Annotated in this window: 25 protein-coding genes; 20 read left to right on the plus strand and 5 right to left on the minus strand. The window is 55.6% G+C overall.

Annotated elements, in window-relative coordinates; translation table 11 throughout:
* Nucleotides 1-47 precede the first annotated feature (47 nt).
* A complete protein-coding gene (locus ABJI08_RS19825; protein ID WP_348403587.1) occupies nucleotides 48-596 on the plus strand; it encodes a pseudouridine synthase in 549 nt (182 codons plus the stop codon).
* Nucleotides 597-704: 108 nt separating this feature from the next.
* Nucleotides 705-1,514 carry a division plane positioning ATPase MipZ gene (locus ABJI08_RS19830; protein ID WP_348403588.1) on the plus strand — a complete coding sequence of 270 codons (810 nt, stop codon included), beginning with the start codon at nucleotides 705-707 and terminating at the stop codon, nucleotides 1,512-1,514.
* A 43-nt stretch (nucleotides 1,515-1,557) separates the two neighbouring features.
* On the opposite strand, the gene ABJI08_RS19835 is transcribed toward ABJI08_RS19830, so the two are convergent.
* The gene (locus ABJI08_RS19835; RefSeq protein ID WP_348403613.1) at nucleotides 1,558-2,004 is read right to left on the minus strand and encodes a MarR family winged helix-turn-helix transcriptional regulator; all 447 of its coding nucleotides are present in this window, start codon (nucleotides 2,002-2,004) and stop codon (nucleotides 1,558-1,560) included.
* A 76-nt stretch (nucleotides 2,005-2,080) separates the two neighbouring features.
* Between ABJI08_RS19835 and hmgA the strand changes: the two genes are divergently transcribed.
* The 7 genes from hmgA to maiA all read left to right on the plus strand — a co-directional run bounded on the left by hmgA (nucleotide 2,081) and on the right by maiA (nucleotide 8,965).
* The gene (hmgA, locus tag ABJI08_RS19840; RefSeq protein WP_348403589.1) at nucleotides 2,081-3,442 is read left to right on the plus strand and encodes a homogentisate 1,2-dioxygenase; all 1,362 of its coding nucleotides are present in this window, start codon (nucleotides 2,081-2,083) and stop codon (nucleotides 3,440-3,442) included.
* 12 nt (nucleotides 3,443-3,454) lie between these two features.
* Entirely contained in the window at nucleotides 3,455-4,711 is a 1,257-nt protein-coding gene (gene fahA / locus ABJI08_RS19845) for a fumarylacetoacetase (RefSeq protein ID WP_348403590.1), read from the plus strand.
* Between the two features lie 80 nt (nucleotides 4,712-4,791).
* Nucleotides 4,792-5,742 carry an MBL fold metallo-hydrolase gene (locus tag ABJI08_RS19850; protein ID WP_348403591.1) on the plus strand — a complete coding sequence of 317 codons (951 nt, stop codon included), beginning with the start codon at nucleotides 4,792-4,794 and terminating at the stop codon, nucleotides 5,740-5,742.
* 126 nt (nucleotides 5,743-5,868) lie between these two features.
* Nucleotides 5,869-7,479 (plus strand): FAD-dependent oxidoreductase, encoded by a 1,611-nt coding sequence (locus tag ABJI08_RS19855; protein WP_348403592.1) that lies wholly within the window; start codon nucleotides 5,869-5,871, stop codon nucleotides 7,477-7,479.
* A 5-nt stretch (nucleotides 7,480-7,484) separates the two neighbouring features.
* Complete coding sequence (locus ABJI08_RS19860; RefSeq protein ID WP_348403593.1) at nucleotides 7,485-7,685, plus strand: DUF2783 domain-containing protein; 201 nt, start codon at nucleotides 7,485-7,487, stop codon at nucleotides 7,683-7,685.
* A 5-nt stretch (nucleotides 7,686-7,690) separates the two neighbouring features.
* Nucleotides 7,691-8,245, plus strand: a complete 555-nt coding sequence (locus tag ABJI08_RS19865) for a VOC family protein (RefSeq protein WP_348403594.1) — start codon at nucleotides 7,691-7,693, stop codon at nucleotides 8,243-8,245.
* A gap of 81 nt (nucleotides 8,246-8,326) precedes the next feature.
* Nucleotides 8,327-8,965 carry a maleylacetoacetate isomerase gene (gene maiA / locus ABJI08_RS19870; protein ID WP_348403595.1) on the plus strand — a complete coding sequence of 213 codons (639 nt, stop codon included), beginning with the start codon at nucleotides 8,327-8,329 and terminating at the stop codon, nucleotides 8,963-8,965.
* A 7-nt stretch (nucleotides 8,966-8,972) separates the two neighbouring features.
* On the opposite strand, the gene hpaR is transcribed toward maiA, so the two are convergent.
* Nucleotides 8,973-9,413 (minus strand): homoprotocatechuate degradation operon regulator HpaR, encoded by a 441-nt coding sequence (gene hpaR, locus ABJI08_RS19875; protein ID WP_348403614.1) that lies wholly within the window; start codon nucleotides 9,411-9,413, stop codon nucleotides 8,973-8,975.
* Nucleotides 9,414-9,510: 97 nt separating this feature from the next.
* Here hpaR and ABJI08_RS19880 point away from each other — a divergent pair, with 97 nt between their 5' ends.
* From ABJI08_RS19880 to ABJI08_RS19905, 6 genes are all read left to right on the plus strand, one after another.
* The gene (locus tag ABJI08_RS19880) at nucleotides 9,511-10,923 is read left to right on the plus strand and encodes a pyridoxal-dependent decarboxylase (RefSeq protein ID WP_348403596.1); all 1,413 of its coding nucleotides are present in this window, start codon (nucleotides 9,511-9,513) and stop codon (nucleotides 10,921-10,923) included.
* Between the two features lie 108 nt (nucleotides 10,924-11,031).
* Nucleotides 11,032-12,207: a substrate-binding domain-containing protein gene (locus tag ABJI08_RS19885; RefSeq protein WP_348403597.1), complete on the plus strand. Its 1,176-nt coding sequence runs from the start codon at nucleotides 11,032-11,034 to the stop codon at nucleotides 12,205-12,207.
* A 71-nt stretch (nucleotides 12,208-12,278) separates the two neighbouring features.
* The gene (locus tag ABJI08_RS19890) at nucleotides 12,279-13,043 is read left to right on the plus strand and encodes an ABC transporter ATP-binding protein (protein WP_348403598.1); all 765 of its coding nucleotides are present in this window, start codon (nucleotides 12,279-12,281) and stop codon (nucleotides 13,041-13,043) included.
* Nucleotides 13,036-13,758 (plus strand): ABC transporter ATP-binding protein, encoded by a 723-nt coding sequence (locus ABJI08_RS19895; protein ID WP_348403599.1) that lies wholly within the window; start codon nucleotides 13,036-13,038, stop codon nucleotides 13,756-13,758. The genes ABJI08_RS19890 and ABJI08_RS19895 overlap by 8 nt, the downstream gene beginning before the upstream one ends.
* Before the next feature lie 61 nt (nucleotides 13,759-13,819).
* Nucleotides 13,820-14,851 carry a branched-chain amino acid ABC transporter permease gene (locus ABJI08_RS19900; RefSeq protein WP_348403600.1) on the plus strand — a complete coding sequence of 344 codons (1,032 nt, stop codon included), beginning with the start codon at nucleotides 13,820-13,822 and terminating at the stop codon, nucleotides 14,849-14,851.
* 2 nt (nucleotides 14,852-14,853) lie between these two features.
* Entirely contained in the window at nucleotides 14,854-15,912 is a 1,059-nt protein-coding gene (locus ABJI08_RS19905) for a branched-chain amino acid ABC transporter permease (protein WP_348403601.1), read from the plus strand.
* A 10-nt stretch (nucleotides 15,913-15,922) separates the two neighbouring features.
* Here the strand turns inward: ABJI08_RS19905 and ABJI08_RS19910 are convergent, their stop codons facing one another.
* Nucleotides 15,923-17,065, minus strand: a complete 1,143-nt coding sequence (locus tag ABJI08_RS19910) for a DUF3095 domain-containing protein (RefSeq protein WP_348403602.1) — start codon at nucleotides 17,063-17,065, stop codon at nucleotides 15,923-15,925.
* Between the two features lie 146 nt (nucleotides 17,066-17,211).
* Between ABJI08_RS19910 and ABJI08_RS19915 the strand changes: the two genes are divergently transcribed.
* Together ABJI08_RS19915 and ABJI08_RS19920 are read left to right on the plus strand one after the other, a co-directional pair.
* The gene (locus ABJI08_RS19915; protein WP_348403603.1) at nucleotides 17,212-18,384 is read left to right on the plus strand and encodes an MFS transporter; all 1,173 of its coding nucleotides are present in this window, start codon (nucleotides 17,212-17,214) and stop codon (nucleotides 18,382-18,384) included.
* 128 nt (nucleotides 18,385-18,512) lie between these two features.
* The gene (locus tag ABJI08_RS19920; RefSeq protein ID WP_348403604.1) at nucleotides 18,513-19,535 is read left to right on the plus strand and encodes an aspartate-semialdehyde dehydrogenase; all 1,023 of its coding nucleotides are present in this window, start codon (nucleotides 18,513-18,515) and stop codon (nucleotides 19,533-19,535) included.
* A gap of 369 nt (nucleotides 19,536-19,904) precedes the next feature.
* Here the strand turns inward: ABJI08_RS19920 and ABJI08_RS19925 are convergent, their stop codons facing one another.
* Both ABJI08_RS19925 and ABJI08_RS19930 read right to left on the minus strand, forming a co-directional pair.
* Complete coding sequence (locus ABJI08_RS19925) at nucleotides 19,905-21,008, minus strand: ROK family transcriptional regulator (protein ID WP_348403605.1); 1,104 nt, start codon at nucleotides 21,006-21,008, stop codon at nucleotides 19,905-19,907.
* A 1-nt stretch (nucleotide 21,009) separates the two neighbouring features.
* Nucleotides 21,010-21,654: an SGNH/GDSL hydrolase family protein gene (locus ABJI08_RS19930; protein WP_348403606.1), complete on the minus strand. Its 645-nt coding sequence runs from the start codon at nucleotides 21,652-21,654 to the stop codon at nucleotides 21,010-21,012.
* Nucleotides 21,655-21,940: 286 nt separating this feature from the next.
* Between ABJI08_RS19930 and ABJI08_RS19935 the strand changes: the two genes are divergently transcribed.
* The 3 genes from ABJI08_RS19935 to ABJI08_RS19945 all read left to right on the plus strand — a co-directional run.
* Nucleotides 21,941-23,014, plus strand: coding sequence for a substrate-binding domain-containing protein (locus ABJI08_RS19935; protein ID WP_348403607.1), 1,074 nt, complete (start codon nucleotides 21,941-21,943; stop codon nucleotides 23,012-23,014).
* 72 nt (nucleotides 23,015-23,086) lie between these two features.
* The gene (locus tag ABJI08_RS19940; RefSeq protein WP_348403608.1) at nucleotides 23,087-24,580 is read left to right on the plus strand and encodes a sugar ABC transporter ATP-binding protein; all 1,494 of its coding nucleotides are present in this window, start codon (nucleotides 23,087-23,089) and stop codon (nucleotides 24,578-24,580) included.
* Nucleotides 24,581-24,700: 120 nt separating this feature from the next.
* Nucleotides 24,701-25,344 (plus strand): ABC transporter permease (locus tag ABJI08_RS19945; RefSeq protein WP_348403609.1); only part of this gene is annotated, 644 nt, incomplete at its 3' end.

Here is a 25,344-nt window from a genome sequence, read left to right on the forward strand (position 1 = left end):
CATGCAAGCCCCCTCGCGCTCTGACGGGTCAAATGTTAGGAACGCGCATGACCCGCACCCTCCTCTTCAACAAGCCCTTTGATGTCCTGTCGCAATTCACCGACAAAGGCACCGAAGGCAGCCCGCGTCGTACTCTTTCAGATTTCATTGACGTGCCGGGGGTTTACCCGGCTGGCCGACTGGATCGCGACAGCGAAGGCTTGATGGTTCTGACCGATGATGGTCGCCTGCAGGCGCGCATTTCAAACCCGCGCCATAAAATGCCCAAAACATACTGGGTACAGGTCGAAGGCTTGCCAGATGACGCCGCCCTTAAGGCTTTGCAGCAAGGCGTTGACCTCAAGGACGGGCCCACACGCCCCGCAGAAGCCCGCCGAATTGACGACCCCCCGGACCTTTGGCCACGCACGCCGCCCGTGCGTTTTCGCAAATCCGTGCCTGATTGCTGGCTGGAACTCACCATTCGCGAAGGACGAAACCGTCAAGTCCGACGCATGACCGCCGCCGTTGGCCACCCAACGTTGCGGTTGATCCGGTGTCGCATAGGTGATTGGACATTGGGTGCGCTGCCCCCGGGCCAGTGGAGTGATGCATGAAGGCCAGCCGGGCCATTTTTCCTGTGGATAAACACAACATATAGTGGACACGACAGGTAACGCACCGTATTCCGGGCCAAAACGAGAACGATCAGAGGCGCAGAACGCATGGCACATATCATTGTGGTCGGCAACGAAAAGGGCGGAGCCGGCAAGTCGACGCTCTCAATGCACATCGCCACTGCCCTGGCCCGCATGGGACATCGGGTCGGCGCAATCGATCTGGACTTGCGTCAGAAAAGCTTTGGCCGCTATGCCGAAAACCGCCAGAAATTCATGCAGCAGGCCGAACTGGAGCTTCCCGGACCCAATTATCAGGATTTGCCTGAGATCGACACGGACACGCTTAAGCCCGGCGAAAACGTCTATGATCATCGCCTGTCTGCTGCGGTTGCCGCACTTGAGCCAGACAATGACTTCATCCTGATCGACTGTCCCGGCTCGCATACCCGTCTTAGCCAAGTGGCGCATTCGCTGGCGGATACGCTGGTTACACCCCTGAACGACAGCTTTGTGGATTTTGATCTGCTGGCCAAAATTGATGGCGACGGAGAGAAAATCCTCGGCCCATCTGTTTATTCCGAGATGGTCTGGAACGCCCGTCAATTGCGCGCGCAGGCAGGATTGCAGCCAATCGACTGGATCGTGATGCGCAACCGGATGGGCGCGCAGCAAATGGTCAACAAAGAAAAGATGGGCAAGGCGCTGGACCGTCTGGCCAAGCGCATCGGGTTTCGTGTCGCACCCGGTTTCAATGAACGGGTGGTGTTTCGTGAATTGTTCCCACGCGGCCTGACCTTGCTGGACTTGCGGGATATCGGGGTCAAACAGCTGAACATTTCCAATGTCGCCGCACGTCAGGAACTGCGCGATTTGATAAAGACGTTAAAACTGCCCAACGTGACTGTGGATTTCTAAGGCACAACCGGCTGCGGGCTTTCAAAAAGCCCGTTTTTGCGAATCATTTCGGATCATCCAACCCGGCCAGCCGGCGCAACATCACGCGCAATAACGCAACTTCTCCGGTGGTAAACTGCGCCCGCAGCTTCTCTTCGTAGTCTTCTGCGACGGCACGTAGGTCACGAAAGGCCGCATGCCCGGCGGTGGTAAGTTTCAGCTTTTCCACCCGTCGGTCTTCGTCACTTCTCTCTCTGACCAAAAACCGCCGGTCGACCAATTTTTGCACAGCGCGGCTAATTTTTGTCTTATGTATCCGAGCCTTATCGCAAATTTCAGTCGCGGTCATTTCACCATATGTCCCAAGGTGGAACAGCACGCGCCATTCCGTTCTCAGCATTCCATAGCGGTTCTTGTATACACGTTGAAACGACAGGCTGCTTTCTTCTGCAGCCAGGTTGAGCAAGTATGGCAGGAAATCCTGCAAAGAAAATTCGTCTTTATCGGGCATGGGGCTGTCCTCCTGCTTGTTAGTTACAAAAAGAACTATTACCAAAGCAACTAAATTCGAAACAGGAGCGCGCGACATGACACAACACATGGTTCCGACCCGTATGCAAATGGCCCCTTCTCTTGCAGGTCCGCATGACGGCTATATGCCCGGGTTTGGTAATGATTATGAAACCGAAGCGTTGCCGGGCGCATTGCCCCAGGGCATGAACTCACCCCAAAAATGCAACTATGGCCTATATGGTGAGCAGCTCTCGGGCACGGCCTTTACCGCGCCCAGCCATCAGAACGAACGCACCTGGTGTTATCGCATTCGCCCCTCGGTCAAACACTCGCACCGCTACGAAAAGATCGACGTGCCATTCTGGAAATCGGCCCCCAATGTCGATCCCGACGTGACATCACTGGGGCAATACCGCTGGGACCCGGTGCCCCATACCGACGAGAAGCTGAACTGGATCACCGGCATGCGCAGTATGACCACAGCCGGGGATGTCAACACTCAGGTCGGTATGGCCACACATGTCTACCTTGTGACTGACTCTATGGTGGATGACTATTTCTTCTCGGCCGATTCCGAATTGCTTGTAGTGCCACAAGAGGGCGTGCTGCGCTTTTCGACCGAATTGGGTATCATTGATCTTGAGCCCAAGGAAATCGCCATCATTCCACGCGGCCTGCTTTATCGCGTCGAAGTGCTCGAAGGTCCGGCGCGTGGGTTTGTCTGCGAGAATTACGGGCAGAAATTCGAACTTCCTGGACGCGGTCCAATTGGCGCCAATTGCATGGCCAATCCGCGCGACTTCAAAGCCCCGGTGGCAGCGTATGAAGACCGCGAAGTGCCCTCGACCGTCACCGTGAAATGGTGTGGCCAGTTCCACAAAACCCATATTGGGCAATCGCCGCTGGATGTGGTGGCATGGCACGGCAATTACGCACCGGTGAAATATGATCTGCGCACTTATTGCCCGGTCGGCGCGATCCTGTTTGACCACCCTGATCCATCAATCTTTACGGTTCTGACCGCGCCTTCGGGCCAGCCCGGCACCGCCAATATCGACTTTGTGCTGTTTCGCGAACGCTGGATGGTGGCCGAAGATACATTCCGCCCACCGTGGTATCACAAGAACATCATGTCTGAACTGATGGGCAACATTTACGGCCAATATGACGCCAAGCCACAAGGGTTCATTCCCGGCGGTATGAGCCTGCACAATATGATGCTGCCCCACGGGCCAGACAAAAACGCCTTTGAAGGCGCCTCAAACGCCAATCTGGGACCGGACAAGCTGGACAACACGATGTCGTTCATGTTCGAAACCCGCTTTCCACAGCATCTGACCACATTTGCCGCAGATGACGCCCCCCTTCAGGATGATTACATTGATTGCTGGACCGACATCGAAAAGAAATTCGATGGCACTCCGGGCAAGAAATAAGGAACAATAAACATGCCATTGATGAAAAGCTGGGTGGCCTCGGCCAACGACGAAAACCACCCCTTCCCGCTGAACAACCTGCCCTATGGCGTATTTTCGACCACAGGCACTGAAGAACGCTGTGGCGTGGCCATTGGGGACATGATCCTCGATATGGCCGCGGCTGAACAGGCCGGGCTGATAAGCCTGTCTGAAATCCCTGTGTTTGACGCACCCTACTGGAACGATTTCATGGATCTCGGTGCCGAAGCATGGGGCGAATTGCGGGCACGCCTCGTGGCTTTGTTATCAGACGGCAGCGCCGAACAATCCTCAGTTGAGCCGCATCTTGTCGCAATGTCGGACGCCGAATTGCACATGCCCATCGCCGTCAGCGAATACACTGACTTTTATGCCGGTCGCCACCACGCGTTTAATGTTGGCACCATGTTTCGAGGCCCCGAAAACGCGCTGCCGCCAAACTGGCTGCACATTCCAATCGGCTATAATGGCCGGGCGTCGTCGATCTGCATCTCAGGCACTGACGTGCGCCGCCCATGGGGTCAGCTCAAAGGACCAAACGATGACCTGCCCCGCTGGGCTCCTTGTGCCCGTTTTGACATCGAACTCGAAATGGGCGCCATCATCGGCACGTCATCCGATGGCCCAATCACCGTTCAGGAAGCCGATGACAATATCTTCGGTTACGTCCTGCTAAACGACTGGTCTGCGCGTGACATTCAGGCATGGGAATACCAACCTCTTGGCCCGTTTCAGTCCAAAGCCACCGCAACCTCGATCTCACCTTGGATTGTGACCAAAGCCGCGCTGGAACCCTTCCGCACAGACACGCCGGATCGGGAATTTGAACTGCTCGATCACCTCAAAGACTGCGGCCCGATGCTCTATTCAATCGATCTCGAAGTCTCAATGGCCCCCCAAGGCAAAGAGGCCACCACCATCGCGCGGACCAACTATAACGAGATGTATTATTCCGCCGCACAACAGCTCGCACATCACACGACCTCCGGAACGCCGATGAATGTGGGCGATCTGATCGGGTCCGGGACAATCTCAGGACCCAAGAAAGAAAATCGCGGCTCGCTGCTTGAACTCTCATGGGGCGGCAAAGAACCGTTCACGCTCGACACCGGAGAGACCCGCAGCTTCATCGAAGACGGCGATACGCTCACGCTTAAAGGCGCGGCGCGGGGCGACGGCTATTCCATCGGGTTTGGTGATTGCACTGGTTCGATACTGCCCGCGCTCAAAGATCCATACGCCCGCTAACCCTTACATTGTTCCCGAAACACTCCTGCCGGAGGCGACCTCACCCCGCCCCGACGCACCTCAAAAAGGATACACATCACATGGCTAAGGCATTCGCGTCCCAAGGGGACATGTCCGAAAAGAAAATCACGTTTGATGAAATCGGAGAAGGTCTTTACGCTTTTACCGCCGAAGGCGACCCCAATTCGGGTGTTATCATCGGCGATGACAGCGTGATGATTGTCGAGGCTCAGGCCACTCCACGTCTGGCCAATAAAGTCATCGAATGTGTGCGTTCTGTCACCGACAAACCGATCAGCCACGTTGTACTGACCCACTACCACGCAGTACGCGTTCTGGGCGCCAGCGCATTTGGCGCGCAGCAAATCATCATGTCAGACAAAGCCCGCTCCATGGTTGTGGAACGCGGCCAGGAAGACTGGGACAGCGAATTCCAACGCTTTCCGCGCCTGTTTGAAGGCCATGAAAGCATTCCCGGCCTGACCTGGCCAACTACAACCTTCAGCGACAGCATGACGGTTTACCTCGGCAACCGTCGCATCGACATCAAGCAGATCGGGCGCGCCCATACGGCCGGTGATACGATCATCCATGTGCCCGACCAGAACGTCATGTTCACCGGTGACATCGTCGAGGATCACTCGGCCTGTTATTGTGGCGACGGACATTTTGGTGACTGGGGTCAGACACTGGACAATATCGCGGCGTATGACGTTGACGCCATCGCCCCCGGTCGTGGTGCCGCGCTGGTGGGTAAAGACGCCGTAGCCCGCGCCATCGCAAGCACACGTGACTTCGTAGACAGCACCTACGCACCAGCCGCCAAAGTTGCGGCGCGTGGCGGATCGCTGAAAGAAGCCTGGGACGCGGTACGCGAAGTTTGCGATCCGAAATTCGCCGACTATGCGATCTACGAGCACTGCCTGCCCTTTAACGTCGCCCGCGCCTATGACGAAGCCCGCGGTATCGACACACCCCGCATCTGGACCGCACAACGCGATCTGGATATGTGGGCAGCCCTTCAGGGCTAACCCGGAAACGCGTCCTTGATCCAGATCGTGTGACGGACGCAGCGAACATGAGACACTTAAAACAATCGTTCCGGCGCACACACGCGCCGGGGCACAGGGAAGTTATGCCCAATTCGGGAGGAGACTATGAGTAAAATCTTCGAAATACCGCTCTATGCTTACGAGCGCAGTTCGGATCAGGACGCCGCAACCCCGGTTCGACGCAAAGTTGTCGTGATTGGTGCCGGACCTATCGGACTTGGTGCAGCCATCGACCTTGCTCAGCAAGGCGTCGAAGTTGTCATTCTTGATGACAATGACAAGGTCAGCTTCGGCTCACGCGCTGTATGTTACGCCAAACGCCCGCTGGAAATTCTCGACCGGCTTGGCTGTGGTCAACCGATGGTCGACAAGGGCGTCGAATGGAACCTTGGCAAAGTGTTCTTTGACGATCGTCAGGTTTATGATTTCAACCTTCAACCCGAAGACGGCCATCAACGCCCCGCCTTTATCAACCTTCAGCAATACTACTTTGAAGAATATCTGGTGAACCGGGTCCGCGAATTGCAGGCCGAAGGCGCGCCCATCGAAATTCGGGGTCGCAACAAGGTTGAGGCCATCGGCACCCATGATGATCACGTCACGCTTGAGGTCGAAACCCCCGAGGGCAGCTATACCCTCGAAGCAGACTGGCTGATCGCCTGTGACGGCGCCACGTCCCCGTCGCGCCGAATGCTGGGTCTGGACTTTGTCGGTCGGGTTTTTGAAGACAACTTCCTGATCGCAGACGTGATCATGGAGGCCGAATTCCCAACCGAGCGTTGGTTCTGGTTTGATCCACCGTTCAACCGTGGCCAATCCGCATTGCTGCACAGCCAACCGGACAATGTCTGGCGCATCGATTTGCAATTGGGATGGGACATCGACAAAGAGCGTGAAAAACGCCCTGAAAACGTCATTCCCCGCCTCAAGGAAATGCTGGGCGATGATGTCGAATTCGAATTGGAATGGGTCTCGATCTATACCTTCCAATGCCGTCGCATGGAGAATTTCCGCTATGGTCGGGTTCTGTTTGCAGGCGACGCGGCACATCAGGTTTCACCATTTGGCGCACGTGGGGCGAATTCAGGACTGCAAGACACGGATAACCTGTGTTGGAAGCTCAAACTTGTACTGGATGGCAAAGCACCGGAATCGCTGCTCGACAGCTATAATTCCGAACGGGTGCACGGCGCGGATGAAAACATCCTGAACTCATCGCGATCCACCGACTTTATCACACCAAAGTCCGAAATGAGCCGTACCCTGCGTGATGCGGTTCTGGATCTGAGCGAGCAATTCGAATTTGCCCGCCCACTGGTGAATTCCGGGCGCCTTTCAGTGCCTTGCACCTATGACGGCTCATCGCTGAATTCAGCGGATGCGCTTGACGGTCCGGCGCGAACACGTCCCGGCTCGCCCTGCCCGGATGCGCCGCTTGGTGACGACTTTCTTCTGCCCAAACTGGGAAATCAGTTCACGTTGCTGACCATCGATGCTGACGCACCCGACAGCTTTGAGGAAGATGGTATCGAAGTCACACGGTTGGCATTGTCGGTCAAAGATGACGCCACTTTGGAACTGAAACGCCGGTATCTGGGCGACAGTGACAGCGCCGTTTACCTGATCCGCCCGGACCAGCATGTTGCTGCCCGCCGGCCCAGCTTTGACGAAAACCACTTTCGCGCAGCGCTGCGCCGCACAACAGGAAAGGAGTAAGGTACATGTCAGATAGCTTGAATCTCACCCCGAATATTGACGGCGCCGATGACTTTTACGCCGAACTTCTGGCGGTCCATGAAGGGTTGGAAAAACCTGAGAGTGACGCACTAAGCGCCCGCTTGATCTTGATCCTGGCCAACCATATCGGCCAACGCAACGTTCTTACTCAGGCGCTGGCAGCCGCCGCCCTGAAACAGGAGTAATTCTTATGAAAATCGAACAAATTCATCACGTTGCCTATCGTTGCAACGATGCCAAGGAAACCGTCGAATGGTATGGCAAGATGCTGAACATGGACTTCGTTCTGGCCATTGCCGAAGACAAAGTCCCCTCAACACATGAACCCGACCCCTACATGCATCTGTTTCTGGATGCGGGAAACGGTAACGTTCTGGCGTTCTTTGAACTGCCCACCAAACCGGAAATGGGACGCGATCCTAACACCCCGATCTGGGTCCAGCATATCGCGTTCAAAGTGAAAGATCGCGCCACGCTGATCGAATTCAAAGAGCATCTTGAGGCCAATGGCGTCGAAGTTCTGGGTGTCACCGATCACTCGTTGTTCCATTCGATCTATTTCTTTGACCCCAGCGGCCATCGGGTCGAGCTGGCCTGCCCCGATCCCAAGGAAGAAGCCCTGCTAAAACGCATGGACGAAGTGAAGTGGGATATGCTCGAAGAATGGTCCGTGACCAAACGCGCGCCTCAGCACGCGGCATGGCTGCATGCAAAAGAGCTGAACAAAGATGCTCAAACCGATTAACATCGCAACTTAGTTGCAGTAAAACTATGACATCCGGCCCAATTGGGTCGGATGTTTTCCAATAGAGAACAGGCAGAGCTGATGACCGACACCAAACTTTATGACTATTGGCGCTCCTCGGCCTCTTACCGGCTGCGCATCGCGCTCAATCTGGCGGATATCCCATATCAGGCGATCCCGGTCGATCTCGTCAAAGGCGATCACAGAGCACCGCAGCATCTGGCCCGCAACCCTCAGGGGCTGGTACCGGTGCTGGATATCGACGGGCACCAGCTGACACAATCACTCGCCATTCTCGATTACCTGAACGACACCCGAAGCATGGGCCTGTTGCCCACCGATCCGGTCGAGGCCGCCAGGGTCCGCGCGTTGGCGCATTCTGTGGCGGTCGATGTGCACCCGGTTTGCAATCTTCAGGTGGTTGCGCATGTATCCAGACTAATGCCGGAAGCAAGTTCAGCAAAAGAAGACTGGATGACCCATTTCATTGCGCCGGGTTTGACGGCCTTTGAAGCCTTGCTGAACAATTTCGAACAAACACCCTATTGCGCAGGAAGCGCACCGTCGCTCGCAGACATCTGTCTGATGCCACAAATTTATAATGCGCGGCGGTGGAATGTTGATGTCTCAGATTGTCCGCGCATTCTCGCGGTTGAGGCCGCCTGCGCAGATCACCCCGCGTTTGCGGCCGCGCATCCGGAACAGGTCAAACCGGCCTGAGCCGACTTTACAGGTCGAGCTTATTCAGATCGTCCAGCAAATCCAGCAAACTGCTATAGCGTTCATCGCCCAGCTGTTCACGTAATGCTCTGGCGTGGCGCTGGCTTTCGGGCATGTTCTTGGCGATCAATGCGTGGCCTTTTTCAGCCACCGAAATCACCTGACGCCGCCGATCAACTTCGTCGCGCGTGCGCGTCACATATTCTTTTTCTTCCAGCTTTTGCAGAATACGGGTTAGGCTGGGCAACAACAAAACCGCACGGTCCGCAATGGTTGTTGGGTCCAGCGGCCCTTCTTCCATCAACACACGCAACACGCGCCACTGTTGTTCTGTGACACCAGCATCTGCCAACATGTGACGGATCGGACCCATTACTTTTTCTCGTGCACGCAACAAAGCAATGGGCAAAGACTTGGATGTGGCGGGAATGTTGGTCGCATCTGTCATTTTTTCTTCATGCACCGCAGTGTGCAAAAAGGCAAATTCATTATCTTGAAATAGTCGCGATATTGATTAACGTGTTAACCGAACAAGGGAGAGTCACATGGATTGGTCAGAATTTGCGCGTTGGGGTGCCCGGATTTCCGAATGGGGGCGCAACTATCACGAAACCATCCGCAGCCGTCCCGTGCGCGCTCAGGTCGCGCCGGGTGACATTCTGAACGCTTTGCCCAAGGCGCCGCCATCGGCAGGAACGGATATGGAAACCGTTTTTGCGGATTTCGAACAAGACGTCATGCCCGGCATCACCCATTGGCAGCATCCGCGGTTCTTTGCCTATTTTCCGTCCAATGCGACACCGCCTTCGATGCTGGCTGAATTTCTTGCCACCGTCATCGCGCCGCAATGCATGCTCTGGCAAACTTCTCCTGCGGCAACCGAAATGGAAACCCGCATGATCGACTGGCTACGCCAATCGCTTGGACTGGGCGCGCATTTCTCGGGCGTCATTCAGGACAGCGCGTCGTCGGCCACACTGGCCGCAGTGCTGACGATGCGGGAAAAGACGCTGAACTGGACAGGCAACACCCAGGGCCTGCCGGGTCAAGCTGCATTGCGGATTTATTGCTCGGCCGAGGTCCACACGTCGGTTGACCGCGCCATCTGGGTATCTGGCATTGGACAGGACAATCTGGTCCGCATTCGCACCAGCGGCCCCAAGCGCGCCATGGACCCCGCCGCGCTGGACGCCGCGATTGCGGCCGACATTGCCGCCGGGTTGAAACCGGCAGGAATCGTCGCCTGCACCGGCGGGACAGGCACTGGGGCCTGTGACGATATTTCGGCCGTGTGTGACCTGGCGCAGAAATACGGATTGTATGTACATGTCGATGCCGCATGGGCCGGGGCCGCAATGATTTGCCCGGAATACCGCGATTTGTGGGCCGGAATCGACCGCGCCGACTCGGTTGTGTTCAACCCGCATAAATGGCTGGGGGTTCAATTCGATTGCTCCGCGCATTTTGTCAAAAACCCCGACGATCTGGTGCGCACATTGGCCATTCAACCCGAATACCTGAAAACTCATGGTCAGGACGGTGTTATCAATTATTCAGAATGGTCCGTGCCGCTGGGGCGCCGCTTCCGGGCGCTGAAAATCTGGTTTGTGTTGCGCATCTATGGGCTGGACGGTTTGCAGCAAATGATCCGCAATCATGTCAGCTGGTCCCAGGAGCTTTGCGAACTGATCCGCGCCGCGCCCGACTATGAGATCATCACTGAACCTGTGCTGTCGCTGTTCACATTCCGCTATGCGCCGCCCGAACAGGATGATCTGGATGTGCTCAACCAAACGCTGGTTGACCGGATCAATGATGACGGGCGCATTTACATTACGCAAACTCGGGTCAATGGTGATCTTGTGATCCGTTTTCAGGCCGCACACTTCGCGGCAACCCGCGAAGATGTGCTCTTTGCCCTTGAAGTTATTCAGGAACTCGCCGCTGATCTGACCTGAAAACCGACCTACGTATTTTCCCCGAATTGACCCAATTCAGGCTCTCCCCCTACCATGATCACAATTCGCCCGGTCTTTGAACCGGGCAGATTTCAGGGAGAGGAACTCATGAAAAAATACCTGCTTTCGGGCATGGTGTCGGCCCTTGCGCTGACCAGCGCTGCCCATGCCGATATCAAGATCGCCCACATCTATGGCAAAACGGGCCCCTACGAGGCCTATGCCAAACAATCCCATGACGGTCTGATGTTGGGGCTCGAATATGCCACTGGCGGCACCATGGAAGTGAACGGCGAAAAGATTGTCGTGATCGAAAAGGACACACAGCTTAAGCCGGACAATGGCAAAGCCCTTCTGGAAGAGGCCTACGGCGATGACGAAGTTGATCTGGCCGTAGGTCCGGTCAGCTCGGGTGTTGCGCTGGCGATGCTGCCAGTGGCCGAAGAATACGAAAAAATTCTGATTGTCGAACCTGCGGTTGCCGATTCAATCACCGGCGCCAACTGGAACCGCTATATCTTCCGCACCTCGCGCAACTCGTCTCAGGATGCCGTGGCCAACGCCATCGCGCTGGCCGGTGAGGATGTTCAGATTGCCACGCTGGCGCAGGATTATGCCTTTGGGCGCGACGGGATTTCCGCCTTTAAGGAAGCGCTGGAAAGTCAGGGACAGTCGGTCACACACGAAGAATACGTGCCCACCGACACCACCGATTTCACCGCTGCCGCCGAACGCATCTTCAACGCCATGAAAGATGTCGAAGGTGACAAAAAACTGTTCATCATCTGGGCCGGTGGCGGCAATCCAATGGGCAAAATCCAAGCCATGGACCCCAGCCGCTTTGGCATCGAAATCGCCACCGGTGGCAATATTCTGGCCGCGTTGAAAAGCTACAAAGACTTCCCCGGTCTGGAAGGCGCGACGTATTATTACTACGAAAACCCCAATAACGACGTGAATGACTGGTTGGTGACAACCCATCAGGAACGTTATGACAGCCCGCCTGATTTCTTCACCGCCGGTGGCATGTCGGCAGGAATAGCCGTTGTTGAGGCCCTGAAAAAAGCGGGCAGCACCGATACCGAAGCGCTGATTTCAGCGATGGAAGGCATGGAATGGATGACGCCTAAGGGCAAGATGAAGTTCCGCGCTGAAGACCATCAGGCGCTGCAGTCCATGTATCATTTTAAGATCAAAGTCGAAGACGGCGTTGAATGGGCGATTCCGGAACTGGTGCGCGAACTGACAATCGACGACCTGCCGATTCCGATCCGCAACCAGTAATCAACCCAAACGCACGAAGCCCGGCGGCCTCCTCTGCCGGGCTTCCCCTTCCCCGCCAAGGGACCATTCCCATGTCTCACCCGCTTCTTGAAACCACCGACCTGACGGTCCGCTTTGGCGGGCATGTGGCGGTTGATCATATTTCCTGCGCCTTTAACGCCGGAGAACTGACCGCGATTGTCGGGCCCAATGGTGCCGGAAAAACCACCTATTTCAATCTGATCTCCGGGCAAATCCCGTCGAGCGAAGGCAACGTCGCGTTGAACGGGCGTGACATCACCCGGCTGTCTGTGGCGCAGCGCACTCATTTGGGCATCGGGCGTGCGTTTCAGCTGACCAACCTGTTTCCAAACCTGAACGTGCTGGAAAATGTGCGGCTGGTAATCCAGTCCAAAGCCGGGCGCGGGTTTCGCATGTTTTCGCTGGCCTCATCCCATGACGACCTGACCACCCCGGCGCTGGAAATAGTCGAGCGTGTGCGCCTGAGCGATCAGGCACTGAAACCGGTAAGCGAACTGTCCCACGGTGATCAACGCAAGCTTGAGGTTGCCCTGCTGATCGCACTTGATCCGCTGGTCTATATGTTTGACGAACCCACCGCTGGAATGAGCGTCGACGAAGCCCCTGTTGTGCTGGACCTGATTGCCGAGCTGAAACACCGCAAAGACCGCGCGATCATACTGGTGGAACACAAAATGGATGTGATCCGCACATTGGCCGACCGGATCATCGTACTGCATAACGGCGCGCTGGCCGCCGACGGCGACCCGGCCACAGTGATGGCCAGTGATGTGGTCCAGGAAGCCTATATGGGCAAGGAACTGGAAGATGTCTGATCCGATACTCTCGCTTCAGGGCGTCAATACCAACATCGCGCAATACCACATCCTGCAGGGCGTCGATCTGGACGTACCCCGCGGCGCGGTCACGATGCTGTTGGGGCGCAATGGTGTGGGCAAGACCACAACGCTGCGCACAATCATTGGCCATTGGCGTGCCCATCAGGGTCAGGTCCTGTTTGACGGGCAGGACATCACCCGCCTGCCCACACCGGCCATCGCGCGGCTGGGCATTGGATTCGTGCCCGAGGATATGGGTATCTTTTCCGATCTGAGCGTCGAGGAAAACATGATCCTTGCCGCTGTGTCGGGTCCGATTGATTCCACCCGGCTGGAATGGCTGTTTTCGGTATTTCCCGCGCTGGAAACCTTTTGGAAGAAGGATGCGGGCACCTTGTCGGGCGGTCAAAAGCAGATGCTGACCATTGCCCGCGCCATGATCGAAGAGCGCAGGCTGTATCTGATCGATGAACCCACCAAGGGTCTGGCCCCGGCGATCATCTCGACGATGGCGCGGGCGTTGCGGGAGCTTAAGGATCAGGGTGCCTCAATCCTGTTGGTCGAGCAGAATTTCGCGGTCGCGCGTGCCCTGGGGGACAGTGCCAATGTGATGGATGACGGGCGCATGATCTGGTCCGGGCAGATGCAGCAACTGTCAACCGATGCCGATCTGCAGGAACGGCTGATGGGCCTGAGTATGGAGGGGCAATGATGCGCAGTCGGAGAGGTCGGATTTTGAGTATTTTTGGCAAAATGAAATCAGGGGCGTCGCTATGAATACGGCACCGGATCACACCCCAACCATGGCGCGCATGTCTTGGGCCGAACGGCTGAGTCCCTATGCGCCTGTTTTATTGATCATCGGGCTGGTGCTTGCCGGTCTGATCGCAATTCCGTCGACTTCGAGCTGGCTGACGTTGACCGTGTCGGGATTGGCGATGGGCATGATGATCTTTATCATGGCTTCGGGGCTGACATTGGTGTTTGGCCTGATGGACGTGATCAATTTTGGCCATGGCGCGTTTGTGTCGGTGGGCGCGTTTGTCGGGGTCAGTTTCCTGCTGATGCTGGAACACATGACCGGCGCACCGTCGCTGGCGCTGAACCTTACGGCGATGCTGGTGGCGATAATCGGCGCTATGCTGGCCACGGCCGCCATGGGCTGGGCGTTTGAGCGTGTGATTGTAAAGCCGGTCTATGGCCATCACCTGAAACAGATCCTTGTGACCATGGGCGGGCTGATCGTGGTGGAACAGCTGATCATCGTGCTTTGGGGGCCCGAAGAGATATTCATCACCCGCCCGGAAGCCTTAAAAGGCGCGATTACCTTTGCCGGAGCCGCGCTGGAGAAGTACCGGCTGGTGGCCGTTGGCATTGGCCTGGTGGTGTTTCTGGCCATGCGCTGGGTGTTGCGCAGCACTAAAATCGGGCTGATCGTGCGCGCCGGGGTTGAAAACGGCGAGATGGTCGAAGCGCTGGGGTACCGGTTGCGGCTGGTATTTGTCGGCGTGTTTCTGGCAGGTTCGGCGCTGGCCGGGCTGGGCGGAGTTCTTTGGGGACTCTATCAGGAGGTCATCACGGCCCATATGGGCAACCAGACCATGATCCTGATCTTTATCGTTGTCATCATTGGCGGACTGGGCAGCGTGGAAGGCTGCTTTATTGGCGCGCTGATGGTGGGGCTGCTGCAGAATTATGTTGCGTTTCTGGAACCCAAAGTGGCGCTGATTTCCAATATCGGGCTGATGGTGGCGATCCTGATGTGGCGCCCCATGGGCATGATCCCGGTTGTAAAGGCGAAATGAGTATGCTGCACAAACTCCTTTCCGGCGATATGCCCCGTTCAACCGTGCTGGCAGGATTGCTGATCACGATCCTGATCTGTCTGGCGTTCGCGCCTTTTATCTTTCCAGGCGTACGGTCAGTCGATACCGCTGCGCGTATCTGTATCTTTATTGTGCTGGTGGCGTCTTATGATCTGATGCTGGGCTATGGCGGCATTGTCAGCTTTGCGCACACGATGTTTTTCGGGCTGGGCGCCTATGGCGTGGCATTGGCCAGCACGCATATCGGGCGCGGGTTTGATGCCATACTGATCGGATCTGTGGCGGGGGCGCTGATTGCGGCGCTGCTGGCGCTTATGATCGGGCTGTTCAGCCTGCGGGTGCGGGCGATCTTTTTTGCCATGATCACGCTGGCCGTGGCGTCTGCGGTGGCAGTTCTGGTCAGCCAGATGTCGGGCCTGACCGGGGGCGAAGACGGGCTGTCTTACAAGATCCCACGCGCGCTGGGGCCAGCCTTCAAATTCGCCGATGGCACGCTGATGGGCGTCAAAATGAATGGCAAGCTGCTGAAATACTATCTGATCTTCTTTTCCTGTCTGGCCCTGTTCCTGTTGATGCTGCGCCTTGTGCATTCCCCGTTTGGACGGGTCCTGCTGGCGATCCGGGAAAACGATTTTCGGGCCGAGGCAATTGGGTATCGCGTGGTGCATTACCGGGTTGCGGCCACGTGCATCTCTGCGGCCATTGCCGCGCTGGCGGGATCCCTTTATGCGATTTGGCTGCGCTATGTCGGGCCGGATACATCCCTGTCGATGGAGATCATGATCGACATTTTGCTGATGGTGGTGATTGGCGGTATGGGCACGATGTATGGTGCCGTGATTGGCGTGACCCTGTTTGTGCTGGCACAGAATTATCTTCAGGGGCTGATGAATATCGCCTCAGGCGCTGTCGAAGGCATCCCGATCCTGCCAGACTTGCTGAACGCCGATCGCTGGCTGCTGTGGCTGGGCGTGTTGTTTATCCTGTCGGTCTATTTCTTTCCAACCGGCATTGTCGGGCGTCTGCGCCAAGGCAAATAACCCCTGCGCATCAGCGCAGCTGTTCCGCCGCACGCGCATAGCCGCCCGCCGCACCATCCACAAAATGCATATGCGTGTTGTCGGTGGCCGAAGGCACAAGACAGGTCATCAGCGCCTCGTCCTGGGCATGCATCCCATAGCGGATCAGGCCCTTGTCAGCGGCGGCGCGCAAAACAGCTTCGATCCTTTTTTGCGCCTCAGCATCGCAGTCCAGTGTCATTTTCAAACCATCGTCAAATTTGCGAAAATCTGCATTGTGCCCAACCTCCTCGCGATAGTTTTGGGGAGAGAAATTTCCTAACCGTATATTGAATCGGAACAGAGCCCAGATCATCAAATTGGCACCCAGCAATGCCAGTTTTTGAACCCACACAGGCCGTGCACCATGACTGACATGCGCCTCCAGAGACAATCCAACCGGCGGGAACCGGAAATTCGGCCCCTGACGTGGGACAGGATGCCCGCCTCGACCAGAGCCATCCGAGGCCGCAATTACAGACCGGGAAACTTTGGCAAAAGCGCGCACAGAAACGCCAACTCCCGGCTTTATTACCAAAGATAGAATAGCTCCGTTTTTTGCTTCAAGATTTGACCAGCGGCAGGACAGCCCGCTCAGGTCTGGTTCCTTGTCTGGCATGCCGTCTTCTGGCAGCCGCAACGCACCGGATTTCATCTGGTCTTCCGCCCAGGCCACCCCACCCCCCGAAAACATGGCATAATCGACCCCTTCGGCAGGCGCATATCGCGCCACGCGAATGTCGTGACCTGCAGCGCGTATCTCGCCCACAGTCACCATGGCGGCGCGCAATTCGATGTCAAACTCCCGCCGCGCCCAGCGCCGTACGGCGTCCAACGCATTTTCAGCAGCGCCGCGTTGTTCTGGCCAGACCGCGAAACCAGCACCATCACCACCAAACACATAGGGCAAGCGAAGCAATTCCGCCGCGTTCAACTGAGCTGAAATCACAGCGGCGCCCACGGTGTTAACGGTCTTGTACCGCCCCCGCGCAATTTCCTGAGTCGAACCGACAATATCGGCAACGCCCACAACCCAATCATCGGGCAAAGGCGCATAACATGCAGGATCGGCCAGAACTTCAAATTCTGTCACACGGGGCAGATTCTCATAATATGACTGTGTCGTCTGCGTCATGTGCGCGTCCCGCGTTCGGTTGTTACTGCTTATACGCAGTTACGCTACGACCGGATCATTGCAACGCACAAGCCCGTGAAGCTTGGACTTGCCATTCTCGCGGGCTTGGGATCAAGTCGCATACACCGAGGGAGTGAATTTTCATTATGCGAGCAGACTTGATCCTGCTGTGTTTGGCCTATGTGCTCAGCCAGTTTTTCCGTGCCTTTCTTGCCGTGCTGTCTCAAGTGCTCAAAGAGGATATTGGCGCCACCGCTGAACATCTCGCCTCGGCGTCAGGTCTGTGGTTTCTCGTGTTTGCGGCCATGCAAATTCCGGTTGGTGTTGCGTTGGATCGCTATGGACCACGCCGCACATCCGGTTTGTTGCTACTGATCGGTGGCGCGGGGGGCGCGGCCCTGTTTGCCGTTGCGACCACGCCCACGCATGTGTCGCTGGCCATGGCCCTTATCGGGATTGGGTGTTCGCCGGTCCTGATGGCCAGCTTCTATATCTTTGCACGCAGCTACCCGCCTGCGCGGTTCGCAACGCTGGCGGCCCTGATGATTGGCATTGGGTCAATCGGCAACATTGTGGCGGCCTACCCGATGGCATGGGCGGCAGAAACTATTGGCTGGCGCGCAGCTCTTTGGGGGCTGGCTGGGATTTCCGGCATCACGGCGATCAGCCTGTGGATCATGGTGCAGGACCCTCCGCATGTGCATCACGAAGAGAAAGGGTCGGTGCTTGACCTGCTCAAGATACCGGCACTTTGGCTGATCCTGCCCTTGTTGCTGGTCAACTACTTGCCCGTCGCCGGGGTACGTGGTCTTTGGATTGGTCCGTATCTGACGGATACGTTTGCATTGACGACCGGTCAGATTGGTCAGGCATCTCTTGTTATGGGGCTCGCCATGATCATCGGCACTTTGGCCTATGGCCCGGCAGATCGCATCTTTGGCACCCGCAAATGGGTGGTGGTGGTGGGCAATTCCGGTGCGCTTGCCGCGTTATTTGCACTGACATTCTGGCACGATACCAGCCCGTGGTTCGCCATAGCGATGATGGCCACACTTGGCTTTTTCGGCACCAGCTTTCCGTTGATTGTCGCCCATGGCCGCAGCTTTATCCCGCCACACCTGCTCGGGCGCGGCGTCACGCTTTTGAACCTGTTTGGCATCGGTGGCGTCGGGGTGATGCAATTTGGCTCTGGCCGTCTGCACAGCGCAGTGTCCGCCACACACCCAACCTTGGCCTATCAGGTGCTGTTCGCCACCTTTGGCGCTCTGTTGCTCATCGGGTTACTGATCTATCTGTTTTCACAGGACCGAACAGACTGATCCTTTAACGGCGCAATTGGCGTATCATGTTCCGAAATACACCGCTTCACGAGAAACCGTGAGAACCCCCCTTTTTTCTGACGGAAAACACAGCTAAGAGAGCCCGTCCTCAACTAAGGAGACCTGAAATGGGTTATCGCGTCGTCGTCGCTGGCGCCACAGGCAATGTGGGTCGCGAAATGCTGAACATCCTGGCGGAACGTCAGTTCCCTGTCGATGAACTTGCTGTATTGGCAAGCCGTCGCTCGCTGGGCACCGAAGTCAGCTTTGGCGACACCACGCTCAAGGTCCAGGATATCGATCAATTCGATTTCTCTGGCTGGGACATCGCTCTGTTTGCCATCGGCTCAGATGCGACCAAAAAATACGCCCCCATCTCAGCCGCCGCCGGATGCGTTGTGATCGATAACAGCTCGCTCTACCGGTACGACCCTGATGTGCCGCTGATCGTGCCGGAATGTAATGCCGATACGATCCACGGTTATGCTAAGAAAAACATCATCGCCAACCCCAACTGCTCGACTGCGCAGATGGTTGTCGCGCTGAAACCTTTGCACGACCGTGCCAAGATCAAGCGCGTTGTTGTCTCGACCTACCAGTCTGTTTCAGGCTCGGGCAAAGACGGTATGGACGAACTGTGGGAACAGACCAAATCGGTCTACAACCCCACCACCGACGTCCCGCCTAAAAAGTTCCAGAAAGAAATCGCCTTCAACGTCATCCCTCAGATCGACGTCTTCATGGAAGACGGATCGACCAAGGAAGAGTGGAAGATGGTTGTCGAAACCAAAAAGATCGTTGATCCATCGATCAAGGTCACGGCGACATGTGTGCGCGTTCCGGTCTTTGTTGGCCATTCCGAAGCCGTGAACATCGAGTTCGAAGAGTTTCTGGATGAAGACGAAGCCCGCGATATCCTGCGCGAGGCACCCGGCATCATGGTGATCGATAAACGCGAAGACGGCGGCTATGTCTCGCCCAAAGAATGCGTCGGCGATTTCGCCACCTTCATCAGCCGCATCCGTCAGGATCCGACCATCGACAATGGCCTGAACCTGTGGTGCGTCAGCGACAACCTGCGCAAGGGTGCTGCCCTGAACGCAGTACAGATCGCGGAAACACTGGGCCGCGAAGTGCTCAAAAAGGGCTGATCACCGCCCCATATTCGAATAGACAAGGGCGCCGTTACGGCGCCCTTTTTTTGCATCTCCCACATTGTGAAACGTCAGATGACTTTGAACTTTAAGTCATCACATGCCCCAAAAACGAAAAACCGGACCTTCGCACCCGATGCAGCTAAAGTCAGCAATGAGCCCAACCCGTGAATTCAGCCACATTGCGCCAAACGTGCGCAGCTTAGAATACGTGATTTCTAGTCTATCGCTTATGCTGCGATGCAGAAGAAAACGGGCATTCCATGGCGCAATGGACGTTAGACCTCGCTGCCCTGCAGTCTTGAAATGCGATCGGTGAAGGTGGATCTTGGTGCGAACTTCGCAAAAGACTCGTCCTTCACGTTCTTAGCCCACCATGAACTTCGAACTGAATGGCAGGCTTGCCGCACCAATCGCCTTGGGCGAAACACTTAATTGTCCGGCTTTTGCATCAATACCGCTGTGCCTGTTTGTAATGACTTTAGCCAATTCTGCGCAAATATCGCTTGGCGCATAAGAGGATACGATCACGGTGCTCACAGGGAGAAATTGGGATGCTGCCGAGAGCGATTGACTCAATGCAGTTACGCATTCATCCAGCCAACTTTCCTTTAGGTCTCCATAGTCAGGCCAATCGGCACCCCGGGTCCATAAGGCTTCAGAGGATTCACCGTTGGAAATCAAGTGATTTTCCAATGCAATCAGCCCGGCAGGATTGCTTGTTTGAACCGGGCTTTGAAAGATCTGATGGTTCAGCACCAACCGGTGATGAAGCCGTGCACCAAGATAGAAGAAAAGATAGTCATCGAGTGATTTTGCTGCGCCAAACATACTCTCGCCCGCAGCAGCTGCCGTAATATCGTTCTGTACGTAGACTTCTACCCCGAGCGCATCTTCGATTTCTCGACTGATCGCTTCGAACCGCTCAGACATGCCGGCAGGCCCAAGTGCCAGCTCATCCCGGTCCTCCGGCAAAGCGAGCCCAACACCGGCAATCCGCTCATTTTCTTTTTTTGGCAGCTCGGCCATTGCCTGCCTGACGGTTTCGACCAGGTGAGAGTGGTTTGTTGGCTCGGATGGCGTCTCAGCAGGCAGCGTGGCGTGGAATTTCACCTCGCCAACAAAATCAATGAGCACCACATCTGTATGGCGATGTCCCAGGCTGATGCCAACGGCGTAGGCACCACCGGGATTTAGGGAAAGCGGAATCGTGGGTGGGCCCATCCGGCCCTTTTGGGCCTCTCCTTTGGCGACCAACCCGTCCTGTTCCAACGAGCGGACGATAACAGAAATCGTCTGTGCCGATAGGCCTGTCCTTTTTCCGATTTCCATCCGGGACAGGCCCTTGTTTTGTAAGAGCAGCGACAGCACCAGTCGTTCATTATAGCTGCGCACGCTAACGGCGTTCATGCCGCTGGATCGGTCGGCAATGCGGATGGGGTTTGGCGGAGCAAAACGCATATCAGGCATGTTAATCGCCCCAGCCAATAACATTGATTTCTTCTGCTAAAGCTATGCCAAGAGATTTATGAGCGTCTTCACTGAGATGAAAACCGTCACCCGGATCGGACTGAATTACCGTCGCTGCATCGAAAAAGTGCACTTCGAGCGAATCCGCGATGACTTCAAAGTCATGGGCAAGCTGATGGCTTTTTGGTTGAGCACCTGAGAAAATTCCTTCCCACTCTCCAATATCGCCAAGCATCGGCGGAGGAGCGACAACGAGGATTTCAGGGATGTGACCTGCGGGGCCAGGGGCCAGTTCTTTGATGTCATGGACGAGGCATCCGATGCCCATCGCAACCTCGGTAGATGGCTGTCTAAACCGAACCTTTAGGTCGTTTGTACCGAGCATCAGTATGACAAGATCCAGTGGCGCATGGCTCATCAAGCATGGTTTTAAGTAGGTACGGCCATTCTTCAAATCACCTTCAATGGGATCATTGTGAACGGTTGTGCGCCCGCTCAACCCCTCTTCGATAACGTACCACGATGAGCCCAATTGTTTTCTCAGCACACCCGGCCAACGTACATTGGGCCCGAAACGCTCAAGCGGCGTCCCGCCGGGCATTTGTCCGTGCGTGTTTGAATCACCAAAGCAAAGTACTGATTTCAATATTATATTCCAGTTCACGTTGCCGCGCCAGCCGAGCGGTATAGGTCATGTCGTTCACCGCAACCTTGCACTTCGCCGATCGAAGATCAATCAGGATACTTATTCACTCACCATGAATAAGTATTGACTCGGGCGCAAATTTTGCGTTTGTAAGTCGGCGGAGGAGATATGCATTCGCAGTGTCAAAGCGCAGGCAAGCTGCGCATCTCAGGGGCGGTTCGACCGTTTTTTGGGCGCGATACTCTGTGGCCGCTTGTCTTGTGGAAAAATAAGGGAGGAAACTCAAATGAAACCATCCAATAAGAAACACCTGATGGGCTATCTGGCAGCATCAACACTTCTCTGCACTGCCGCATTCGCGCAGGATGTGAACCTTATGGCCGGTGTCGAAGCGCGGCCTGATAATAACACAACCGTTGCCGCAGGCGCGTTTCAAAAAGACGGCCCCTGGACGATTGCGATGAGCCATTTCGGTGTGAACGCAAATACGTGGACGGTTCAAACGGCACACGAAGCCCAAGGCATCGCAGACGGCGATGACCGGATTGCGAACTTTGTCATGCTGGACGCGAATTTCGATCAAGCCAAGCAAGTGGCCGACATCGAAGACTTGCTGACGCAGAACCCAGACGTTCTTATCGTGATGCCTGTCACTGGCACATCGGCTGATGCGGGCATTCAAAAAGCTATCGATGCGGGTATCCCGGTTGTCGTGCACACGGGCCGGACAGAAATCAAAAACTTCACAGTTGAAATCCAAGGCGGGGCCGAAAACTTTGGACGCGTTATGGGCGATTTCATCGTTGATCAGCTGGGCGCCGAAGGTCGGATTTGGGTCCTGCGCGGTCTTCCGTCCCACCCAGAAGATATCAACCGTTACAACGGTTTGCTTCAATCCCTTGAGGGTACCGGGATTGAGATCGTTCAGGAAGATCATGGGAACTGGGTCTACGACCTCGGTAAGAGCTTGTGCGAGACTTTCTATCTCAACGATCCCAACGTTGATGCGATCTGGTCTTCGGGCGCAGACATGACACGTGCCTGTGTGGACGTTTTGACCGAGTTCGGCGCAGACATTCCCCCGATCACGGGCGAAGGTAACAACGGCTTCTTTGGTCAATGGATTGAACAGGGTTATCCGTCGATCTCAGCAGAATACAGCCCCTCTCAGGCCGCCGCCGGTGTACGCGCCGCTATTGCTCTACTCGAAGGTCAAGAGATGCAGAAACACTACATTTATGAACCGGAAGGCTGGGATGTTGCTAAGGCAACTGAGTTCTATCGGGATGAGCTGTCCGCCAACGTTTGGTGGCCGACAGAATTGCCCGAAGAGACACTTCAGAAACTCTACGGCAACTGACGATTTACCCTTCAATCCAGCCCTCGCAGATTTGATCTGCGGGGGACCAACTTCTAATTGATTGTAAAGAGAATGACGCCACTTGTTTCTATGGTTGGAGTGACCAAGCGCTTCGGCCCCATTACCGCAGTTGAAGATGTAAGCCTGAGCCTCATGCCTGGTCGCGTCCATGCGTTGATGGGGGAGAACGGTGCTGGCAAGTCCACCCTCATGAAGGTCTTAGCCGGCGTTTTGAAGCCGACAGAAGGCAAAATAGAAATCGGATCGCAACCTGTTAGGTTTGACGATCCGCGGCAAGCACTTGCTGCGGGTATCTCGACCGTTTTTCAAGAACTGTCGCTGCTCCCAAACCTGAGTATTGCTGAGAATATGTTCCTTGGCAAAGAACTGACCGGGCGTTTTGGTGGGCTAGATCAAAGGGAAATGCACCGCCGGACACGTGATGCACTTAATGAGCTGGGCATGACGCTTGATCCGGATACGTTGGTGTCGGAATTATCTATCTCTGAACGCCAGTTTGTCGAAATCGCACGTGGTATTAAAGCTGATGCGCAAGTCTTCGTTCTGGACGAACCCACGGCCGCGCTCAACGCCGCTGATGTGGAAATCCTAAATCAACAAATACAAAAGCTGACTGATGCAGGCAAAGCTGTCGTCTACATTTCCCATCGGATGGATGAGATATTTCAGGTGTGTGATGACGTGACTGTCATGAAAGACGGCAAGCTTGTGGCAACCCACAACCTCAAAGACCTGACACCGGATAGTTTGATCGCGTTGATGGTTGGACGCGAGTTACAGGATTTATTTCCACCCGGTTCTGACCAGATCGGTAAGTCGTGCCTGTCCTGCCGGAATTTGGTTCTAACCCCCGATGCGGACCCAATTTCTTTCGACCTCCATAAAGGTGAAATCCTCGGCCTGTCTGGCCTTGAAGGTCAAGGGCAGCAGGAAATCGCACGGTCCTTGCTTGGTCAACATGCGCCGCTTAGTGGCGAGTTGAGGATCAATGAGCATGCGCTCTCACTGCCCATTCCAAAAAGTAGCGGCGTCAGAAAACTGCAATCCTTGCGTGTCGGCTTCGTGCCGGAAGACCGAAAGGAAGAGGGTCTGCTCCTTTCTGCGCCAATCCGCGAGAACATTGGCATCAGCCTGCAGGCCGCGCGCCCGGGCTACCGTTTTGTGGCAAAGCTGGCATCGCTTGTCGACAAGACAATGCAAAACCTGAACGTGAAAGCGCCTAACAGCGCAGTGCCAGTGGCCTCACTTTCTGGCGGGAACCAACAAAAGGTTCTTTTGGGCAGATACCTTGCGGCTGACATGGACATCCTGATCATCGAAGAGCCAACCCGTGGCGTCGATATCGGGGCTAAGGCTGAGATTTACCGCTTGCTGCGCGCACTGGCAAATCAGGGCAAGGCGATCCTTGTTCTTTCCCGTGAAACTATCGAACTGATCGGTCTTTGTGATCGCTTGCTCGTCATCCACGATCAGAAAATTGCCAAAGAAATGCCCGCTGCAACTGCAACCGAACACGCCATACTTGATGCGGCGTTGAACTCTTGAACACTCTGGATCTCCGATAAAATGCACTTAATCAAAGCCAGCCGAATGTTCGGCAAAAATTCCCGGCAGGGCAATTGGTGGGCACCCCTCATCATCATTTGCGTAACCACGGCGTTACTAATGGCGACGACGGTTGATTTTGCGACCCCGCAAAACGCGACAAACCTTTTGGCGCAAGCGATGCCGCTGATCATCGTCGCTATAGGTCAAATGATTGTCGTGGTTCTTGCAGGTATGGACCTGTCCGTCGGATCGGTGATGAGCATGACAACGGCGATCCTTGCACTGGATGGGTCGCCGCTGGTCTTGATCCCTTTGGTCTTTATTGCGGCTATGATGGTCGGTGCAGTGAACGGCGTGGCGATAGTCAAGCTCAACGTGCACCCCATTATCGCAACGCTTTCAATGCAGTTCATCGTACTTGGTATCGCACAATTGCTGCGACCGGTTGCTGGTGGCTCAGTCCCCGAAATCGTCGTGATGGCAGTGAATGGAACGTTGTTTGGTATCCCAGCGCCCGCTTTTTGGGCTGTAGGGATAACGCTTGCGGCTTGGAAAGTGCTACATGGTTCCCGTTTCGGATTGCACCTGTTTGCCATTGGCGGTGGTGTGGCGTCCGGACAAACGGATACGGCACATAACTATGGGTTGCCTGATCAGCGCAATATCACATTGGCCTATGTCTTAAGTGCGGTATTCGCGGCGTTCGCCGGTATCTTTGTGGCCGGGCGTATTGGCTCTGGCGATCCGAACGTTGGCACACA

This window comes from Shimia sp. (assembly GCF_039969785.1).
In the GTDB taxonomy this organism is placed as follows: domain Bacteria; phylum Pseudomonadota; class Alphaproteobacteria; order Rhodobacterales; family Rhodobacteraceae; genus Shimia.

Bases quoted from the DNA above. Each gene is read 5' to 3' on its own strand.
- ABJI08_RS19825 (WP_348403587.1), top strand. From the start codon at position 48: ATGACCCGCACCCTCCTCTTCAACAAGCCCTTTGATGTCCTGTCGCAA.
- ABJI08_RS19830 (WP_348403588.1), top strand. From the start codon at position 705: ATGGCACATATCATTGTGGTCGGCAACGAAAAGGGCGGAGCCGGCAAG.
- ABJI08_RS19835 (WP_348403613.1), bottom strand. From the start codon at position 2,004: ATGCCCGATAAAGACGAATTTTCTTTGCAGGATTTCCTGCCATACTTG.
- hmgA (WP_348403589.1), top strand. From the start codon at position 2,081: ATGACACAACACATGGTTCCGACCCGTATGCAAATGGCCCCTTCTCTT.
- fahA (WP_348403590.1), top strand. From the start codon at position 3,455: ATGCCATTGATGAAAAGCTGGGTGGCCTCGGCCAACGACGAAAACCAC.
- ABJI08_RS19850 (WP_348403591.1), top strand. From the start codon at position 4,792: ATGGCTAAGGCATTCGCGTCCCAAGGGGACATGTCCGAAAAGAAAATC.
- ABJI08_RS19855 (WP_348403592.1), top strand. From the start codon at position 5,869: ATGAGTAAAATCTTCGAAATACCGCTCTATGCTTACGAGCGCAGTTCG.
- ABJI08_RS19860 (WP_348403593.1), top strand. From the start codon at position 7,485: ATGTCAGATAGCTTGAATCTCACCCCGAATATTGACGGCGCCGATGAC.
- ABJI08_RS19865 (WP_348403594.1), top strand. From the start codon at position 7,691: ATGAAAATCGAACAAATTCATCACGTTGCCTATCGTTGCAACGATGCC.
- maiA (WP_348403595.1), top strand. From the start codon at position 8,327: ATGACCGACACCAAACTTTATGACTATTGGCGCTCCTCGGCCTCTTAC.
- hpaR (WP_348403614.1), bottom strand. From the start codon at position 9,413: ATGACAGATGCGACCAACATTCCCGCCACATCCAAGTCTTTGCCCATT.
- ABJI08_RS19880 (WP_348403596.1), top strand. From the start codon at position 9,511: ATGGATTGGTCAGAATTTGCGCGTTGGGGTGCCCGGATTTCCGAATGG.
- ABJI08_RS19885 (WP_348403597.1), top strand. From the start codon at position 11,032: ATGAAAAAATACCTGCTTTCGGGCATGGTGTCGGCCCTTGCGCTGACC.
- ABJI08_RS19890 (WP_348403598.1), top strand. From the start codon at position 12,279: ATGTCTCACCCGCTTCTTGAAACCACCGACCTGACGGTCCGCTTTGGC.
- ABJI08_RS19895 (WP_348403599.1), top strand. From the start codon at position 13,036: ATGTCTGATCCGATACTCTCGCTTCAGGGCGTCAATACCAACATCGCG.
- ABJI08_RS19900 (WP_348403600.1), top strand. From the start codon at position 13,820: ATGAATACGGCACCGGATCACACCCCAACCATGGCGCGCATGTCTTGG.
- ABJI08_RS19905 (WP_348403601.1), top strand. From the start codon at position 14,854: ATGCTGCACAAACTCCTTTCCGGCGATATGCCCCGTTCAACCGTGCTG.
- ABJI08_RS19910 (WP_348403602.1), bottom strand. From the start codon at position 17,065: ATGACGCAGACGACACAGTCATATTATGAGAATCTGCCCCGTGTGACA.
- ABJI08_RS19915 (WP_348403603.1), top strand. From the start codon at position 17,212: ATGCGAGCAGACTTGATCCTGCTGTGTTTGGCCTATGTGCTCAGCCAG.
- ABJI08_RS19920 (WP_348403604.1), top strand. From the start codon at position 18,513: ATGGGTTATCGCGTCGTCGTCGCTGGCGCCACAGGCAATGTGGGTCGC.
- ABJI08_RS19925 (WP_348403605.1), bottom strand. From the start codon at position 21,008: ATGCCTGATATGCGTTTTGCTCCGCCAAACCCCATCCGCATTGCCGAC.
- ABJI08_RS19935 (WP_348403607.1), top strand. From the start codon at position 21,941: ATGAAACCATCCAATAAGAAACACCTGATGGGCTATCTGGCAGCATCA.
- ABJI08_RS19940 (WP_348403608.1), top strand. From the start codon at position 23,087: ATGACGCCACTTGTTTCTATGGTTGGAGTGACCAAGCGCTTCGGCCCC.